General features: G+C 70.1%; 10 protein-coding genes. 4 read left to right on the forward strand and 6 right to left on the reverse strand.

What is annotated here, in order from left to right:
- The 3 genes from ACFXN1_RS23200 to ACFXN1_RS23210 form a co-directional block, all read right to left on the reverse strand.
- Window positions 1-10,839 (reverse strand): amino acid adenylation domain-containing protein (locus ACFXN1_RS23200; protein ID WP_379463667.1); only part of this gene is annotated, 10,839 nt, incomplete at its 3' end.
- A gap of 37 nt (window positions 10,840-10,876) precedes the next feature.
- On the reverse strand, window positions 10,877-11,284 hold the full coding sequence (locus tag ACFXN1_RS23205) for an AMP-binding protein (RefSeq protein WP_379402451.1): 408 nt from the start codon (window positions 11,282-11,284) through the stop codon (window positions 10,877-10,879).
- Window positions 11,285-11,431: 147 nt separating this feature from the next.
- Window positions 11,432-12,295, reverse strand: a complete 864-nt coding sequence (locus tag ACFXN1_RS23210) for a helix-turn-helix transcriptional regulator (protein ID WP_364623926.1) — start codon at window positions 12,293-12,295, stop codon at window positions 11,432-11,434.
- Between the two features lie 262 nt (window positions 12,296-12,557).
- On the opposite strand from ACFXN1_RS23210, the gene ACFXN1_RS23215 reads away from it, so the two are divergent.
- Entirely contained in the window at window positions 12,558-12,917 is a 360-nt protein-coding gene (locus ACFXN1_RS23215) for a DUF4254 domain-containing protein (RefSeq protein WP_040859778.1), read from the forward strand.
- Window positions 12,918-13,238: 321 nt separating this feature from the next.
- Window positions 13,239-13,601, forward strand: a complete 363-nt coding sequence (locus ACFXN1_RS23220) for a hypothetical protein (protein WP_379441352.1) — start codon at window positions 13,239-13,241, stop codon at window positions 13,599-13,601.
- 132 nt (window positions 13,602-13,733) lie between these two features.
- Here the strand turns inward: ACFXN1_RS23220 and ACFXN1_RS23225 are convergent, their stop codons facing one another.
- The gene (locus tag ACFXN1_RS23225; RefSeq protein ID WP_379441351.1) at window positions 13,734-14,369 is read right to left on the reverse strand and encodes a LysE family translocator; all 636 of its coding nucleotides are present in this window, start codon (window positions 14,367-14,369) and stop codon (window positions 13,734-13,736) included.
- Between the two features lie 277 nt (window positions 14,370-14,646).
- Between ACFXN1_RS23225 and ACFXN1_RS23230 the strand changes: the two genes are divergently transcribed.
- Together ACFXN1_RS23230 and ACFXN1_RS23235 are read left to right on the forward strand one after the other, a co-directional pair.
- Window positions 14,647-15,129 (forward strand): hypothetical protein, encoded by a 483-nt coding sequence (locus ACFXN1_RS23230; protein WP_379402454.1) that lies wholly within the window; start codon window positions 14,647-14,649, stop codon window positions 15,127-15,129.
- Window positions 15,126-15,479 (forward strand): hypothetical protein, encoded by a 354-nt coding sequence (locus ACFXN1_RS23235; protein WP_379402455.1) that lies wholly within the window; start codon window positions 15,126-15,128, stop codon window positions 15,477-15,479. Before ACFXN1_RS23230 ends, ACFXN1_RS23235 begins: the two co-directional genes overlap by 4 nt.
- A gap of 12 nt (window positions 15,480-15,491) precedes the next feature.
- Here ACFXN1_RS23235 and ACFXN1_RS23240 read toward each other — a convergent pair whose 3' ends face one another.
- Together ACFXN1_RS23240 and ACFXN1_RS23245 are read right to left on the reverse strand one after the other, a co-directional pair.
- The gene (locus tag ACFXN1_RS23240) at window positions 15,492-17,189 is read right to left on the reverse strand and encodes a hypothetical protein (protein WP_379441350.1); all 1,698 of its coding nucleotides are present in this window, start codon (window positions 17,187-17,189) and stop codon (window positions 15,492-15,494) included.
- A 173-nt stretch (window positions 17,190-17,362) separates the two neighbouring features.
- Window positions 17,363-18,160 (reverse strand): ABC transporter permease subunit, encoded by a 798-nt coding sequence (locus ACFXN1_RS23245; RefSeq protein WP_379441349.1) that lies wholly within the window; start codon window positions 18,158-18,160, stop codon window positions 17,363-17,365.
- Between the last annotated feature and the right edge of the window lie 2 nt (window positions 18,161-18,162).

Below are 18,162 nucleotides of genomic sequence, written 5' to 3' on the forward strand. Positions count from 1 at the left end.
GGAGACCAGCTGGATGGCGAGAATGCTGTCGCCGCCGAGGGCGAAGAACGAGTCGTGCACGCCGACCCGGTCGCGGCCGAGCAGTTCGGCGACGAGCTCGGCGAGCACGGTTTCCAGCTCGGTGCTCGGTGCCCGGTATTCGGTCGCGGCCTCGAACACCGGCGCCGGCAGCGCCTTGCGGTCGAGCTTGCCGACGGCATTGAGCGGGATGGCGTCGAGCACGACGAACGCGGTCGGCACCATATAGCCGGGCAGCCGGTCGGCGGCGTGGGCGCGCACGGCGGCCAGGTCGACCTCGCGCCCCGGCTCCGGCAGCAGATACGCCGCGAGCGCGGTGGCGCCGCCGGGTCCGGGAACGCCCAGGGTGACGGCGAATTCGACGCCCTCGGCGGCGGACAGCGCGGCATCGATCTCGCCGAGTTCGATGCGCTGGCCGCGCACCTTGACCTGGAAGTCGGTGCGGCCCAGGTATTCCAGGCGCGGTTCGTCGAGGTAGCCGGTCCAGCGCACCAGATCGCCGGTGCGGTAGAGCCGTTCACCGGGCCGCCCGTACGGGTCGGCGACGAAGCGGGCCGCGGTGAGACCCGGGCGCGCGTGATAGCCGCGCGCCAGGGCCGGTCCGGCCAGGTACAGCTCCCCGGCCACACCCATCGGCACCGGGCGCAGGCGGTCGTCGAGGACGAGGGTGCCCGCACCGCGGATCGGAGTGCCGATGGTGACCGGTTGCCCGGCGGTCAGGGGTTCGGAAGCCGTTGCCCAGATGGTGAATTCGGTGGGCCCGTAGAGGTTGATCAGCGTGCGCCCGCTCGACCACCGGGCCACCAGGTCCGGGCCGATGGCCTCGCCCGCCACGGCCAGCACCCGCACGCTGGACACCGCCTCCGGGTCCAGGGTCGCCAGCGCCGAGGGCGTGATCACCAGGTGTGTGACACCCTGCGCTGCAATGAGATCCGACAGCGCCTCGCCGCCGAACACCTCGGGCGGGGCGACCACGGCGGTGCCGCCGGACCCGAAGGCCATGAGCGCCTCGAAAGCCGAGGCGTCGAAACTCGGTGAGGCGACCTGGAGTACGCGGCAGTGCTCACCGAGGCCCAGCAGTTCCCGCTGGGCCCGCACGAGGTCGGCGATGCCGCGATGCGAGACGGAGACACCCTTGGGTGTGCCGGTGGACCCGGAGGTGTAGATGAGCCATGCGGGCTGATCCGGGTACGTGGCCATGGCGCGGATCCGGCTCTGCCCCACTGCGATCCGCACGCTGGAGGCGGCGGGATCGTCGAGTACCAGCCAGCCGACGGTGTCGGGCAGCAGCGGCCGGTGTGCGCTCGTGGTGAGCCCGAGCAACGCACGCGAGTCGGCCAGCATGTGATCGATGCGGTCCAGGGGGTGACGCGGGTCGATGGGCAGGAAGGCCGCCCCGGCCTTGGCGCAGGCCCAGATCGCGGTGATCAGCTCGACGCCACGCGAGAGAGCCAGCGCCACAATCGTTTCCGATCCGGCTCCGGCGGCCGAGAGCTGCATGGCCAGCCGCTGGGAGGCGGTGTCCAGCTCGCGATAGGACACCGCGCGCCCGTCGGCGATGATGGCCGGGCACAGGCGGTGGGCGGTGGCGGCGGCCCGGAAAACCTGGGCGAGTGTGGTGATCCGCTGGTGCCGCGGGCCGCGCAGCGGCACCAGCGCGGTCCGTTCGGCGGCGTCGAGCAGGTCGATATCCGACAGCCGGACCCCGGGGTCGGCGGTGACGGCGGTGAGGATCCGCTGCCACCGGGTCACCAGCCGCGCGGCGCTGGCCTCGTCGAACAGGTCGGTGGCGAAAGTGAGTGTGCCGTCGAGTCCGGCTGCCTCGGTGCCGGGCAGCGGGGTGCGCAGATCGAAGGTCAGGTCGAACTGCGAGGCGTCCCGCTCGATGGGCTCGACCGCCACCCGCAGCCCGGGGAATTCGACCGTCGGCGGCTGGAAGTTCTGCAGCGACAACGACACCTGGAACAGCGGATGCTGGGCCGTCGACCGCGGCGGGTCCAGGACCTGCACCAGCCGCTCGAACGGCACCTCCGCGTGCGCGAAAGCGTCCAGATCGGTGGCCCGCACCTGTGCCAGGAACTCCCGGAACCCGGTGGCGGGATCCACGGGTGTGCGCAGGGCGAGCGTATTCACGAACATGCCGACCAGGTCGTCGAGGGCCGCCTCCCCGCGCCCGGCCACCGCGGTCCCGATCAGAATGTCGGGCGTGCCGGACAGCCGCGACAGCAGCACCGCCAGCGTCGCATGCAACACCATGAACAGGCTGGTGTCGGTCACGGCCGCCAATTCGGTGAGCGCAGTGTGCAATCCGGCGTCGAGCCGGAACTCCAGATCCGTGCTCCGCAGGCTCTGCACCGCCGGTCGCGGCCGGTCGGTCGGCAGCTCCAGCACGTCGGGCGTCGCCGCCAGCCGTTCCTTCCAGTACCGAATCTGCTGCGCGGCACGCGATTCCGGATCCGCGTCGTCGCCCAGTAGTTCCCGCTGCCAGATCGAATAGTCGGCGTACTGCACCCGCAACGGCGGCCGCTCGGCCTCCGCGCCGCCACTGCGCGCGAGATACGCCGTCACCAGGTCGGTGGCCAGCGGTGCCATGGAGGCCCCGTCCGCACTGATGTGGTGCACCACCAGCACCACCACGTGCACCTCGGCCGGGCCGATCAGCCGGAGCACGCGGACCCGCAGCGGGGCTTCGCGGGTGAGATCGAAGCCCGCCCCGGTGCTTTCGGCAATGGCCACGCGCAGATCCGGGCCGTCGTTCGTCTCGGCGAAGCTGATCTGCGGCGCGGCCGCTTCGGCGCTGAGCACCACTTGGCGGGGGCCGTCGGCGTCGGCGGGGTAGATGGTGCGCAGCGATTCGTGACGGGCGACCACGTCGGCGACCGCCGCGCGCAAGGCCGCCATATCCAGCTCGCCGGTCAGGCGCAGGGCCGCGGTGATGTTGTAGGCGGCGGAGCCGGGGTCCAGGCGGTTGAGGACCCACATCCGTTGTTGTGCCGGGGACAACGGGATTCGGTCCGGGCGGATGCGCGGGGCCAGTGCCGGCAGCCCGGGAGTCTCGGTGCCGGGGACGATGCGGGACGACAGTTGCGCGACGGTGGGCGCGTCGAAGAGGTCGCGCAGGGCGATGGTCGCGCCGAGGGCGGCGTTCACCCGGGCCACCACGCGGGTGGCGGTGAGCGAGTTGCCGCCGAGGTCGAAGAAGGAGCGGTCGATGCTGACGCGCTCGGCGTCGAGGACGTCGGCGAAGACCTGGGCGACGGCCGTTTCGACGGCCGTGCGCGGGGCCAGGTAGCGCTGGTCGAGGGTCGCGAAATCCGGTGCGGGCAGCGCATTCCGGTCGAGCTTGCCGACCGGGGTGAGCGGCACATCGTCGAGTGCGATCAGGTAGCTCGGCACCATGTAGCCCGGCAGCGCGGCGGCGACGCGGGTGCGCAGCAGTTCGGTGTCGAGGGCGTGCCCGGCCGCGGCGACCACGTAGGAGACCAGCACCGTCTGCCCGCCCGGGCCGGGGCAGCCCAGGGTGGCGGCGTAGTCGACCTGCTCGTCGGCGGCCAGCACCGCGTCGATCTCGCCGAGTTCGATGCGCAGGCCGCGGATCTTGACCTGGAAGTCGCTGCGGCCCAGGTACTCCAGCTCCAGCTGTGCGCCGTCGGGTGTCTTGACCTCCACCCAGCGCACCATGTCGCCGGTGCGGTACATGCGCGCGCCGGGCGCGGTGTACGGGTTGGCGACGAAACGGGCGGCGGTGAGCCCGAATCGGTTGAAGTAGCCGCGCGCCAGTGCGGGCCCGGCCAGATACAGCTCCCCGGTCACCCCGATGGGCACCGGCCGCAGCCAGCCGTCGAGCACCAGGGCGGCCGCGCCGCGAATGGGCGCGCCGATGGTGATCGGTTCGCCCGCCAGCAACTCACCCGGCCCGGTGGCCCACACGCTGAATTCGGTGGGGCCGTACAGGTTCACCAGGCGCCGCCCGGCGGACCAGGCGGCCACCAGTTCGGGTCCGGCCGCCTCACCGGCCACCGAGAGGCAGCCGAGTTCGTCGAGTCCCGCCGGATTCATGGTGGCCAGTACCGACGGCGTGATGACCGCGTGTGTCACCCCTTCGGTGCGCAGCAGTTCCTCGAGTGCGCTGCCGCCGTACACATCCGGCGGCGAGATGACCAGCCGCCCGCCCGCGCCGTGCGCCATGAGCAGTTCGTGCACCGAGGCGTCGAAGCTGGGGGAGGCCACCTGCAGGGTGCTGGAGGTCTCGTCCAGGTCCAGCAGACTCTGTTGCGAGGCAACGAGGTTGGCGAGTCCGCGATGGCTCAGCAGCACCGCCTTGGGCTTGCCGGTCGAGCCGGAGGTGTAGATGAGGTAGGCGGTCTGGGCCAGGTTGATCGGCCCGCCGCGCTCGGCGTCGGTGATGTGCGCGTCGGACACCGTCATGACCCGGCGGATGGTGTTGAGGTCGTCGAGCAGCAGCCAGTCGATGCTGCCGGGCAGGGTCTCGCCGACCGCGCACACCGTCACCCCGATGGGCGCGCGGGAGTCGCTCAGGATGTGCTCGATGCGCTCGACCGGATAGCTGGGGTCCAGCGGCAGGAACGCCGCCCCGGTCTTGGCCAGCGCCCACACCGCCACCACGGATTCCACCGACCGGGTCAGGGCCAGCACCACGAAGCTCTCGCGGCCGACCCCGCGCCGCAACAGGACTCGCGCGAAGCGGTTGGACCAGGCGTCGAGGTCGCGGTAGGTCATGCTGAGGGCGCCGGAGCTGAGGGCGATGCCGTCCGGATTGACACGCGCGCCCGCGGCCAGGATGTCGGGCAGGGTGCGCAGGGGGGTGGGCGGGCCGCCGCGGACGGGCAGCAGCTGGGTGCGTTCGATCGGATCGCAGTGCTGCAGTTGCGCGGTGCGGCGCTCGGGATGGTCGGCGATCTGGTCGAGCAGCAGTACGAACCGGTCGAGCAGCCGGCGCGCGGCGGCCTCGGGCAGTTCGTCCGCCATGAATTTGACGGTGATGGTGAGGCTTTCGCTGCCGTCGGCGGCGCGCTGCGGGATCACCATGAGGTTCAGCGGGTACGGGGTGGCGTCGGTGCCGGACACGTCGAGGATTCGCATGCCCGCGATATCCAGTGCGCGCGAGAGGGTTTCGCGGTCGATGGGATAGGACTCGAAGACGGTGAGGGTGTCGAACAGCTCCGGCAGCCCGACCGCCCGGTGGATGGCGGCCAGCCCGACGTGCTGGTGGTCCAGCAGCCGCGCCTGCTCGGCCTGCACCCGGGCCAGCAGATCACCCACGCGCTCACCGGGATCCAGCCGCACCCGCACCGGCAGGGTGTTGATGAACAGCCCCACCATCTCCTCGACCCCGGCCAGCTGCGGCGGCCGCCCGGAGACGGTGCCGCCGAACACCACGTCGGTGCGGCCGGTGAGCATGGTCAGCAGCAGCGCCCACGCGGCCTGCACGGCGGTGTTCACCGTGGCCCCGGCGGTGCGCACGGTGTCGGTGAGGCGTTCCAGTCGCGCCGCGGTGAATTCGGCCGAGACCATGCCGGATTCGGTCGAGGTGATGCCCGCGAGGGTGGGCACCGCGCGGGTCGGGGCGTCGACCCCGGCCAGCGCCTCGGTCCAGGCCGCCAGGGACGCGGCGTCGTCCTGCTGATCGAGCCAGGCCAGGAATTCGCGATACGAGTGCGCGGGAGCCTGCGCGATCTCGTGCCCGGTGACCGCGGCCAGGTATCCGGCCAGCAGCTCGCGCACCACCAGCGGCGTGGACCAGCCGTCCAGGGCCAGATGGTGATTGGTCATGAGCAGCGTGTACGCCTCGGGTTCGGTGCGTACCAGGCTGAAGCGCAGCAGCGGCGGCCGGGCGAGGTCGAAGCGGGTGCCCGCGTCCACGGCGATCAGCCGGGCCAGTTCCCGCTGCCGTTCGGCCGGTTCCTCGATGGTGGTGAGATCGATGTCCTGCCAGGGGATCTCGGCCTCGCCGAGCACCAGCTGCCGGGGGCCGTCGGCGGTCTCGGCATAGGCCACCCGCAGCACCTCGTGCCGGGCCGTCAGCGCCGCCGCGGCCGTACGCAGCCGCCCGGCATCGACCCGGCCGGCCAGCGACAGCCGGGTCTGGACGGTGTACCCGTCGGCGGTGTCGGTGTCGTAGCGGGCGTGGAAGAGCAGGCCGTACTGCAGCGGCGACAGCGGCCAGACCTCGGTGAGGTCCGGGTACTCCCGCTCCCAGGCGTCGATCTGCGCCTGTTCCACCGTGACCAGCGGGAAGTCCGAGGGCGTGTGCCCGCCGGCTCCGGCGTGCCGGGCATGGGTCACCAGCGCGGTGACCGCCCGTCCCCACAGCCGTGCGAACTCCCGCACCTGCCCGGACGTGAGCAGCCGTGAGGCGTAGGCCCAGGTCACCTCGAGGCCGGCGGCGGTGTGGAAGGCATTGATGTCGACGACCGCCGCCAGCGGTGCGCGATCGTCCTGGGTGGCGGCGAATCTGACCGGCACCCACGGGGTTTCCGCGCCGCCCGGATGCTCCACCCCCGCGCCCGTGCGGCCGAGATAGTTGAAACTGATCTGCGGCGTGGGCGAATCGTCGAGTCGGTTGGGTCCCGAACCGAGGTAGCGCAGCATGCCGAAGCCCACGCCCTTGTCGGGAATCGCCCGCAGCTGCTCCTTCACCGCCTTCAGTGCCGCGCCCGCCGCGGGCCCGCCCCGGAAGGCGTCGTCGAGGTCGAGGTCGCCGAGGTCGAGCGCCACCGGGAACACGCTGGTGAACCAGCCGATGGTGCGTGAGATGTCCGCACCCGGCAGCACCGATTCCTCGCGCCCGTGGCCCTCCACGGTGAGCAGCGTCCGGTGGGTGCGCCGCCAGCGGCTCGCCGCCAGCGCCAGCGCGGTGAGCAGGGCGTCGTCGAGTCCGCAGTGGAAGCGCGCCGGAATGAGTTCCTGTGCGGCCGTGGCGGTATCGCTGTCGATGACGGTCCGCAGCTGCCCCATGGTGGCCACGGTGTCGAGTTCCGGATCGAGGGCCCGGGTGCCCAGCCGCGGGTCCGGTGTGGTGAGGATCCGCCGCCATTGCGGGATCTCGGCCGCGCGTGCCGGGGTCTGCTCGACCTGCCCGTGCGCCCAGCGCCGGAACGAGGTCCCCACCGGCGCGAGCGGTCCGCCCGCCCAGGCGGTGGCCAGATCCGGCAGCAGGATGCGCCAGGACACACCGTCGGTGACCAGGTGGTGCAGCACCACCCACAGCAGTGGCGGGGCGTCCTCACGGTCGATGAGCACGAAGCGGGCCACGATCCCGGCGGCGGGATCCAGCAGGTCGGCCGCGCGCTGCAGTTCGTCCTCGCCGTCGCTGTCGGGTGCGGCGGTCACGGTTTCGATGAGGGCCCCGGCCTCGATCGTGCCGGGCGCGCCGACCCGCCACTCCCACGGGCCGCTGCCGTTCGCGGGCCGGTGGGTGAGGGTGCTGCGCAGCAGGTCGTGCCGGTCGAGCAGGGCCTGCACCGCGACCGTGAGACGGGATCGGTCGGCTTCGCCGGAGGCGAAAGTGTCTTCAGCGCCGGAGGCGGAAATGTCTTCAGCGCGGGGGAGCGGAATCAGCACGGCCTGAGCGAATCTGGGCCAGGTCTCGCCCTGCTCGAGCATGGCGTGCACGATCGGAGTGAGCGGCACCGGGCCCACCGCGCCGCCGGGCAGTTCCTGGACCACCGGGGCGGTCACCTCGGTGGCGACGACGGCCAGCGCCGCGACGGTCTTGTGCTCGAACACGTCCCGGGCCCGCAGCCCGAGTCCGGCCGCCTTGGCGCGCGCCACCAGCTGGATGGCCACGATGCTGTCGCCGCCGAGGGCGAAGAAATTGTCGTCCGCCGCAACCGATTCCACCCCGAGCACCGCGGCGAAGACCTCCGCGAGCGCACGTTCCCGCTCGGTGGCGGGCGCGCGACCGGCGCGGGGGCCGGATCCGAAATCGGGTCTGGGCAGCGCGCGGCGGTCCACCTTGCCCGCCGGGGTGAGCGGCAGCGAGTGCAGCACCATCACGACCGACGGCACCATGTGCGCCGGAAGCGACTGGGCCACCGTGGCTTTCACCTCCTCCGGCGCCACCACCGAATCGGCCGCCAGCACGTACGACACCAGCGCGGTCGCACCGCCGGGCGTGGCCGCGCCCACCGTGACCGCCATCTCGACCCCCGGATACCGCGCCACCGCGGCGTCCACCTCGCCGAGTTCGATACGGAAGCCGCGCACTTTCACCTGGGTGTCGCCGCGGCCCAGGTACTCCAGTTCCCAGCGACCGCCGCGCCGGCGCCACCGCACCAGGTCGCCGGTGCGGTACATGCGCGTGCCCGAGGCGAACGGGCTGGCCACGAAACGCTCGGCGCTCAGGCCGATGCGCTGATGGTAGCCGCGGGCCAGACCAGGCCCGCACAAATACAGTTCACCCGTCACGCCCGGCGGCACCGGACGCAGCCACGGATCGAGGACGACCGCCCCCATGCCCCGCGAGGGCGCGCCGATCGTAATGGGATCGCCGGGGGCCAGCGGGGCGCTCAGGGTGGCGGTGACGGTGGCCTCGGTCGGGCCGTAGCCATTGATGACACACCGCCCGGCCCAGCGGACCGGCAGCTCGGGCGGGCAGGAGTCGCCGCCCACCACCACGGTGCGCAGCCGCGGCAGCGTGTCCGGTTCCAGCGAACCCGCCACGGCCGGTGTCACATTCAGGTGGGTGACCTCCAGGTGCCGCAGCACCCGCGCCAGCTCTTCGCCCGCGTAGGCGGCCGGCGGCACCACCGCCACCGTCGCGCCGACCGCGAGGGCGACCAGCAGCTCCTCCACCGAGATGTCGAAACTCGGCGAGACCGCGTGCGCCACCACGGCATCCGATCCGACGCCGAACGCGGCTCCGGAACCGGTGACCAGATTCGTCAGGCCGCGATGGGTGACCGCGACGCCCTTGGGCAGCCCGGTCGAGCCGGAGGTGTAGATGAGGTAGGCGACCTGGTCCAGGTGCAGGGGCGCACGCCGGTCGGCGTCGGTGATCGGACCGGAATCGCTTGCGGCGACGACCTTCTCGGTGGCCGGGTCGTCCAGCACCAGCCACTCGACCCGATCGGGCAGGGCCGCCCGGGAACCCGCCACCGTCACGCCCGCGACCACGCCGCTGTCGGTGAGCATGTGCTCGATGCGGTCGATCGGATAGCCGGGGTCGACGGGCACGAACGCCGCGCCGGTCTGGGCGACCGCGCACATGGCCAGCACCGACTCCGCGGAACGCGGGATCGAGATCGCCACCGTGCGTTCCGGTCCGGCCCCCGCCGCGATCAGCACCCGGGCCAGCCGATCGGTGTACTCGGTGAGCTCACGGTAGGTGAACGCGGTCCCGTCCACCCGCAGGGCGATGGCCGACGGGTCCCGGCCCGCCCCCGCCGCGAGGATCTCGGGCAGCGTGCGCGGATCGGTGCCGTCGCGGCCCTGTGCGGGGGCCAGTTCGGCGCGTTCCGTTTCGGAGAGCGCGGTCACCGCCGCCAGCGGTTGTTCGGCGCCACCGGCCAGGAAGCGGTGCAGGAACTCCAGGAAGCGCGCGTGCAGCACCGCGAGTTCGGGCTCGTCGTAGCGGTTCGGATTGGCCTGGAAGTCGATGTGCGTGCGTTCCGCGCCGCCGCCCGGATAGACGTTCACGAACAGGTCGTCGATGAGGCCCGAGGTCAGCACGTGCAGCTGCCCGGTGATCCCGCCCAGGCGGATGCGGGTGTCGGCGAGCATGAGATTGACCGTCGGGCCGAAGCCCGCCACCTCGTCCATGGCCCAGCCGAGGTCGCGGATGATGTCCTCCTGCCGGTACCGCTGGCGGCGCAGCGCGGCGGTGAGCTCACCCTGGGTGGCGCGGATGAGATCACCGACCGTGGCGGTGGGGGAGGGACGCAGCCGCAGCGGCACCACATTGGCGACCATGCCGCCGGAGCGGCGCAGGACGGCGGTGGTGCGGCCGGACACCGGCAGGCTCAGCACGATCTCGCCCGCCCCGGTCATGGCGCCGACATAGGCGGCGAAGGCGGCCACCACGACCGGCGCCGGACTGGTGGACAGAGCGGTGGTGAGCGAATCCAGCAGGGCCGCCGTGGATTCCGGCAGTGTGCCGCTGAGCAGGCGGGGGTGGGCGTCGACCGCGCCGGTGCGCTTGCCCAGCTGCGCCGGTTCGGGCAGGCCCGCCAGATGCGCGCGCCAGTACTCCCGGTCGGCCTGGAGCTTGTCCGAATCCCGGTATGCCGCATCGGCTTCCACGATGCGCTGCAGCGGCTCGGCCCGGCCGGGCGGAATCTCGTGTCCGGCGGCGGCCTCGTTGTAGATCTCGGAGGTGCGCTGCAGCATGGTGAGCGCGCCGACGCCGTCGATCAGGATGTGGTGGAACCGCGAGTACCAGTACCAGTGGTCCGGGCCCAGGCGCAGCATGGCGATCAGGCACAGCCGGTCGCGGGTCAGGTCCAGGGGCGCGGTGTATTCGGCGTGCATCCACGCCCGCGCGGCGGCCACCGGATCGGGCGCCCCGCTCAGGTCGACGGTGTCGATCGCGTCGTCGAGCGTGGTGTCCACGAGCTGCCAGGGCAGCTCGTCGATTTCTGTCAGACGCAGGTATCCGGTACCGAACTCGCGCCCGGCGCGGCGGATCGCGTCGGCGAGCAGTTGCACGTCGACGGGGCCGGTGAGCTCCACGTACTGGGCGATCGAGACGGGCGTGTCACCCGCCAGCTGCTGGGCGAACCAGATGCCGCGCTGGGCCGCCGAGAGAGCGAAGGCCGCGGACGAATCAGGGGTGGATGTGGACAGGGTGCTGAAAACCATTCTGAAACATCCTGCGGGCGATGATGATTCGGTACGGTCAGGCTGCAGCCTCCCGTGCCGGCGGCAGTTCCGCCGCGGTGAGCGGGGCGTCCGAGCCGGTGAGGTACTGCACCAGCGTGGAGCGGTCATCGAGCACCAGCCAGCGGCTCGGATCGGTGATCCGCTCCCGGCCGTCCTTGGTGGTGACGCCGAAGTCGGCACGGGCCACCGTGGTTTCGGTGGTGAGCGGCACCGGAATCGCGCCGATCTTGGTGATGGCCAGACGGGCCACCGCGGCCTCCAGCTGCGGGGTCTCCGCGATCGCGATGCGGGCCCCCGGGTGGGCTCCGAGCCGCAGCAGCATGCGCGCGAGGCGGTTGCTCCAGCGATCCAGTTCGGCGTAGCTGAGTTCGCAGTCGGCGGCGGTCATCGCGATGGCGGCGGGCGATTCGACCGGCTTGCACATCGAACATCATCCTCTCGGAGGGGCGCTTGCGGTGGCGTTCGGTATGTATCTACTGTCGCCGCCGCACGCCGTGGCCGATAGCGACCACAGTGCTGCCGGAACCCGCTCCGAGGGTGCGGGTGAACCCACCCTGGGGTGGGTGGAAGATCAGCCGCCCAGGCCCTCCATGGTCTGGGAGATCATGGTGATCGAGTCGCGCGGGCTCAGCGCCATGGCCCGGAGCTGGTCGAACATCACGCCGTAGCGGCGCACCTCCGGGTGGCCCTCGATCAACTCGTCACTGGCGATGCCCTCCACGTAGACCAGCTCCGGGTCCGCGGGGTCCGGGAAGTCCAGCAGCGTGAAGGAGCCGAGCATGCCCGGGTGCGCGCCGGCGTCGAAGGGCAGGATCTGCAGGATCACATTGCGCTTCTCGGTGTGCTCCAGCAGCAGGGTGAACTGCTGGAACATCACCTCCGGGCCGCCCACCAGCCGGCGGATGACGGCCTCGTCCAGCACCACCCACAGCTCCAGCGGATCGTCCTTGGTGAGCACCTTGGCCCGCTCCTGGCGCGCCCGGATGCGTTGCTCGATAACCTGATCCGAGATCTTGGGCATGGTGGTCTGGTAGACCGCGTTCGCGTACGCCTCGGTCTGTAGCAGGCCGGGGATATAGGTGGACTGGAAGAACCGAGCCGAGAGCGCCTCGGCTTCGAAGTTGATGTAGGCGCCGTAGACCTCCGACACCGCATCCTCGAAAGACCGTGCCATGCCTGGGCGGAGCGCATCCACCAGCAACTGCAAGGCATCTGAACGTTGCGGCTCGCCGATGCCGTAGAGGTCCAGCATGGCCGTCAGGGTGCGGCGCTGGGGCCTGGCCTGAGCGGTTTCGATGCGGTAGAGGGTGGTCACGTTGATGCCGGTCTTGGCGCTGACCACTTCTTTGCTGAGCTGCGCGTTCTCGCGCATCTCGTGCAGCATCGCGGCGAGCCGCCGCAAACGGACGGTGAGCACGGTGCGCTTGCCTGCCATGACAACCCTTTCCCTTGTCGCACTTGCTAGAACGCAGTATTGCGTTCTTGCATTTGTAAGAGCATGATCCAGCTAGCCTATTCGTGAACAACCGATCCGATGACCGGTATAGCTGAATCCGGAGACCAATCATGTTGGTGCGATTAGTGATGCTGTCGGGTGCGTATAGGGAGTCTCGATGACCATGTCGATAGCCGGCGTCCTGCCGACCGCTCCGCAATTGCTCTGTGCCTTCCAGGGGAGGCGATTTCAAGATCGAGTGTTGCTACGGTCGGCGCACGCTCTCGCCGAACTGCACGAACGTCGCGGCCAGGTACGGGATCCCATGATGGTCAGCGAGATCGATTGTCGCCGCAGCGAACTCGTTGACGATATCAATGATTGGGTGGAACAGGAACTGCCGCAACACCGCAACGGCGCCACGCTGCACACCGAGAGCCTGGGCGCGGTCGTCGACCGCATGGCCCGGAGCTGGGTGGAGGCCAATCAGGTGATCGATCACGAGGGCGCGGCCAGTGATAACACCCATAAACACTGGTACCACCTGGCCGAACTGGTGGACGGCTACACTGATCTCGTAATCGACGTGGCCGGTGGCCGCCGCCGTTTACCAGAACAATGATTCCAAATGCATTGACACAATTGATGTATTGCCACCGAATCGTTGATCGTCAGCGGTGACGTCAGCCGAGTCGTGCTATCGGACCAATAGGTCGCTCGAACCGTAGGACGTCGCCCGCCCGATACGGCGGGCGCAACGGGGCGCCCCGCCCGGCGTGCCGCGTGGTCGACTGGCGCGGCACGCCCGCCCTGGATAAATCGCGGAGCGCCCCAAAACCATCCGCGCGGTTTTTGTTCACGCCATGTTTCATTCACATGGCGGTGGATTAACAAAATCGCGGGTGTAATACGGCGTTTCATATTTCGAGGGAGGGAGTTCGTCATGAACACGGGCGAGGGCACGGCCACCGAGCTCTACCGGCGGGCCCAGGACGGCACATTCCGCCTGGAGGTGGGGGCGGCGCGTAACTGCGCCGCACACTTCCTGCGGTTCGCAGACGCACTGGACCCGCAAATCGAGCACAGCCACGATACTCACACCCTCACCGGCTTCGGGGATTTCGACTCCGCCCACCAACTCCGGCGCGGCTTCGAACACAAGGGCCGCCAGCTCACCGAGGCCCTGACTGCCCTGCAGCACTCCGCCCTCGACATGGCCGCCGCCTACCTGCTGGCCGCCGGCCTGATCGAGGCCACCGACGCCACCTGTTCGCGCACCCTGCTGGCCGCCACCGCCGGCCTCTGAGACTTCGGGTCTTGTTGATCCCTCACCCGGAGAAGGTTGGGCCGGTATCCGTCGAACGGGTACCGGCCCAATTCTTGTCGTCCGGATCCGGCGCCGTCGGTGGACCGCCAACCCGTTCCGCCGCAGCCGATCTCATCCGTTCCCGGAGAACGCCACCGTCGTCCCCACCCCGATGATCATCGCGCCGCCGGTGGCCCCCACCGCCTCCAGCCGCCGCGGTGAGCGCGCGAACCACTCGCGCGCCGACGCCGCACCGAGCGCCCACACCACATCCGAAAGCACCTGCAGCACCGGGAAGATCGCCCCCAGCACCAGGAACTGCACCGGCAGCCACCCGTTGGCGGGCACCGCGAACTGCGGCAGCACCGCCGCGAAGAACACCACCGTCTTCGGATTCGTCGCCCCCACCACGAACCCCTGCCACACCACCCGCCGCTCCGCCCCCTCCGGCACTCCCGCCCGCAAACTCTCCCCGAGCTTCCGCCGCCCCCGAATAGCCATGCCCCCCAACCAGATCAGATACACCGCCCCCGCGATCTTCACCACCAGAAACAACATCGCCCAGGCCATCAACAATGCCCCCAACCCCACCGCCGCCCCCACCAAACACACCACAGTCCCCGCCCCTGTCCCCACCACCGACAACACCGCCGCCCGCCGCCCCAACACCAGCGCCCGCCCCACCGCGAACATCACATTGGGCCCCGGAATCACAATCAGGATCACCGCCGCCACCCCGAATGCCACCACATGCGACACAGGCACCATCACCCCAGGGTAACGGCCCGCAACGGCCATGAGTGCCGAAAACCGTTGCCCCGCTGATGATCTATCCGTCGAGCTCCTCCGGTAGTAGCCACGCTCGACCGCCGCTCGGCAGCCCACCGCTCTCCACTCCGAGGCCTGCGCGTGCACGCGAATGAACTGGTCCCGCCGGCGCCCCGCCGCAGAGACTTGCGGACATCCCGTGGTGGCGTCGCCGATCCAGGTCGCATTTCACCTGATCAACAGCCGATTGTCAGACATCCGAGGTAGTGTGGATGTTATGAGCGCTGCCTATGACGTGGTTCCCTTCAGTGATTTGCTACACAAGCCGGCGGTGACCGCCGGCCGGTTGGAGCGGGTCCGCGCGCTGCGGTTGCGGCGGCGCGATGCCGGTGATCTGGCGCTGATGCGGGTGGAGCAGTTGGATGCCGAGGGAGCGGTCGTCGATTTCACGTCCCGGTTGCTGGCCGGGCTGGTCCGGCGTCTGGGTGCGGACGCGGTCCGGGAGGTGCTGCCCGACGCGTTGCCGTGGGTGACATTCCTGCCGGATTCGGACGTCGATCGGTTTGTGACCGAGCTGGTAGCGGTGGCGCAGGGTGCCGCGTCGCTGGAGAACCTGGCCCCCCTCGCCACCCTGCTGAATCAATGGCGGCACACCGCGGAAATCCATGCGGACCCCGCCCTGCTGGCGCTCCTGACTCGCGAGCCCGAAGGCGATCTGGGTGCGGTCGAACCGCCGGACCTTCCCGGGGGTGACGAGTGAGTCCCAAGCGAGGTGATCGCGCCGCCCCGCCTGCCATCGACCCGGAATATGAAATCCGTTTCGCCACAACGGAAGCCGTTGCCGGATGGGAGGACCTTACTCGACAGGCCGCGGCCAACCTGCGCCGTGCATTCGACACGATTCGCGACGATCCGCGGTCCACTGCGAATCCGGACCGGCACCACCGTCTCAAGGGCGCACTGGGATCAGCACTGTGGAAGGGGGCTACCTTGGAGCGCTGGCAGTACGAGGTGACGGGCGGTGGCCGCATCTGGTACCTGATCGACGATGACAAGCGGACCGTTTGGATCATGCACGCCGGCACGGGGCATCCCAAGCTCACCGATTGAGATGGGTTGGGGTTAGCGGTCTTTCCAGTAGTTGTCGGGGCCTACCAGGTTGAGGATGGTGCGGGAGGGGGCCTCGAGGTTGGGTTCGAGGGAGGAGTCGACTGCGAGGTTGATGTAGAGGGAGTAGGACTCGTAGAGGTAGCGGTATTCCTGGCTGCCCCAGCTGGAGTAGGTGGCCTTGAAGAGGGTGTCGGTGTTGGCTTGGCAGACGCTGGAGCCGACGCCCTGGGTGGGGCACCAGACGTCCCAGATCTGGTCCTGGCCCTTGAGGCCGTTGTAGAGGGTTTCGGCCTCGGTGTTGGAGGGGAAGGCGAAGACCTCGATGGAGGTCAGGATCTTCTCGGAGGCGTCGAGGTAGACGCCGGTCATCATCTGCTGGCACTTGTTGTTCTGCAGCGCCGTCTTCACGTTCTGCGACATATTGCTGGAGACGCAGTCCTTGGGGCCGAAGGAGTGACGGGTGAACACCACGCCCTTGCTGTCGGTGAAGCTCTGTGGCAGTAGGGCGTCCGCGGTGAACGGCGTCTTGTCGGTGGACTGCTTGTTGAGGGTGTTCTTGTCGAAGCCCGCGGTGGTGCTGGTCGGCGGTGCCGTCGTGGTGGTGGTCGTGGAGGTGCCGGCGGCCGAGTTCTTGTTGGAGTCCTTGCCGGTGAGCACCACCGCGCCCACCGCGATGGCGATGACCAGTACCACCAGCAGGACGCCGAGGATCACCTTGAGTGCCGTGTTCGCCGAATTGGACTGCGGTGCAGTCGAATACGCCACCGGCTGCGGTGGCGTGGACCAACCGGTCGGTGGGCTCGCCGTGGTCGGCGAGCCGAACGCCACCGTCGGCATGGCGGGCGCACTGGCCGGCTGCCCGGCGTGCCGTTCCAGCACCGCCAGCGCCTCGGGCACATAGTTCGCGCCGTCGGGCGTCAGATACACCGCCCGCAGCGTGTCACTCCACTCCGTCGCGGAGGGCCGGGCGTCCGGCCCGAATCCGCCATTGCCGAAGGCTCGGTCGAACAGCGCCCGCACCCGCGGATCGAGATCGGCGGGCACTCCGGACGGCTGCCACGGCGCACCGGGCGCCCCCGCCCCGGCATCCGGCAGCAACGTCCGATACACCAGCACCGCCAGGTCGTACCGATCCTTGAACCGGTCGTGGGCCGCGTCGAGCGTCGCCGGCCCGGCCGTGTCGATGACGTACGCCAGCGGCGCGGCCGGCTGCCACAGCACGTTCTTGGCGGACAGGTCCCCGTGCACGAATTGCCGTTCCTCGAGCACCCGCGCGATGTCGCTCAGCCGGATCGCCAGTCCGGCCCGGAAATACGACGCCACCTGCCCGGGCGCGGCCCACAGCTGATCCAGCGTGCGCGGCCGCCCGTCCGGCTGCAGGAAGTCCATGGGAATCAACGGCAGCACGGTCCCGGCCAGCATCCCCTCGTGCAGCACCAGATCGATCGGCCAGTTCACCGCCTCGGCGGCGTCCCCGGTGGATCCGCCCGCGGCCTCGGCGGCGAGGATTGTCTGCCGCCCGAAGAGCATGGCCTGCCGGGCCGATTCGATGGCGTCGGGACCGGTGACCGGAGTCCGGTACAGCTTGTAGAGCCGCTGCTGCCCACGCGGATCCCGGCACAGGTACTGCACCGATCGGCTGCCCGCTGTATAGAACGGTTCGTTGTCCACGTCATAGGACTCACCGGACAACCCTGCTACGACCACCATCGAACTACCCCCGCCCGAGCAGTAACTCCGACAACGCGAACGAACCCGACAACCCGGCGAGCCTAACCGTTCAACTGTCCGCCACGCCCGGCAATAAACGCAAGACACCGCTGACCGTCCCCTCATTCGCGGTCAGCGGTGTGGTGCGGTCGACCCGAAAGCTGACCCGGCAGTCAGCGCAGCGCCGCACGACCTTTCAAGCGGCCCAGGATCATCAGGGCGAGGAGGGTGACAAGAACCAGCAGCGTGGTACTGGCCGCGGCATCGAAGACTTCGCCGCGGTCGGTGGCCGCGAAAATGGCCACCGGCAGGGTTTTCCAGGTCGCGGGGTAGACCATGATGGTCGCCCCCAGCTCACCCATGGACAGTGCGATGGCCAGCCCCGCCGCCGCGCCGAGCGCGGGCAGCAGCAGCGGGAGCGTGATCCGGAACAGGACCCGCGCCGGGCCGGCGCCGAGCGATTCGGCGGCCTGCCGGTAGCCGGGGTCGAGCCGGTCCAGCGCCGCGGAGACCCCGCTGAAGGCGTAGGCCAGCACGAGCACCGTATGCGCCAGGATCACGATCCATTTGGTCCCGCCCAGCAGCAGCGGCCGCTCGTTGAAGGTGATGAGCACGCCCAGGCCGATCGCCACCGACGGCACCGCGACCGGTACGTGGAACACCGCGTCGGTGAGCCGCCGCAGCCAGCCGGGCGCCTCCATCGACGCCAGCGCCGCCCAGGTGCCCAGCGCCAGCGAGAGCAGTCCCGCCAGCAGCGCGGTTTGCAGGCTCACCGACAGGCTCGCGGACTCCTCGCCCGACAGCGCCCGGGAGAGGTTCGCGAACCCCAGCTGCGAGGGCAGCGGCCCGTTCCAGCGTCCGGCCAGTGCCGCCGCCACCACGGTCGCGATGGGCGCCACGAACACCACGGCCACCACGACCCCGAACACGGCGAGCACGGCGGCCCGCCCGCGCCTGGTCCACACCAGCATGG

Origin of the sequence: Nocardia sp. NPDC059154 (genome assembly GCF_042755705.1) — a bacterium.
In the GTDB taxonomy this organism is placed as follows: Bacteria; Actinomycetota; Actinomycetes; order Mycobacteriales; family Mycobacteriaceae; genus Nocardia.